The sequence below is a fragment of the Phaeospirillum tilakii genome, from assembly GCF_042683125.1.
In the GTDB taxonomy this organism is placed as follows: domain Bacteria; phylum Pseudomonadota; class Alphaproteobacteria; order Rhodospirillales; family Magnetospirillaceae; genus Phaeospirillum; species Phaeospirillum tilakii.
In genome coordinates this window covers 1-585 of the sequence record NZ_JBHUIY010000122.1, presented here as the reverse complement: position 1 = coordinate 585, position 585 = coordinate 1, and the positions used below count along the sequence as shown (strand labels likewise).

At 67.7% G+C, this 585-nt stretch carries 1 pseudogene; it reads left to right on the top strand.

The features are described from left to right. A pseudogene (locus ACFSNB_RS18795) lies at nt 1-585 on the top strand (IS701 family transposase); the annotation flags it as partial.

The window sequence follows — 585 nt, the reverse complement described above, 5'->3', positions numbered from 1 at the left end:
GACGCCTACGAGGGCCTGGACGTGGTGGGCACGGTGCTCATGGCCGACCTCATCTGGAAGCGGGCGAAGGAGGGGAAGAAGCGGGGGGAGGAGCGGAACCTCCTGGTGGTCCTGGACCTGGTCACCCTGGAAAAGCGGGGCCACTTCCCCCACCTCCCCCTCTCCTTCTTTCACGGCAAGTGGGGCCTCCACCTCGTGGTCCTTTACCTCGTCTACGGGGACCTCCGCGTCCCCTGGGCCTACCGTCTATGGCGGGGCAAGGGGGAGAAAGGCCTCTCCCTCCTGGCCCTGAGCCTCCTGGCCTCTCTGCCCCTCTGGATGCGCCGGACCTTCCGGATACGGGTGGCCGCAGACGCGGCCTTTGGTACGGCCTGGTTCCTCTTTGGGGTGAAGCAGATGGGCTTTGAAACCGTGGTGGGGATGCGGCGGGACCGGAGGCTGCGGGGAGGGGGGAGGCTTTTGGACCTCAGGCGGCAGGGGAGCCGGGTCTACCTGTGGGGGCTTTCCTTCCCGGTCTGGGTGGCCTGGTACCGCTATCCCCTGCCCCAAGGGGGCTGGGAGTGGCGGTACGTGGTGGCCACCTTT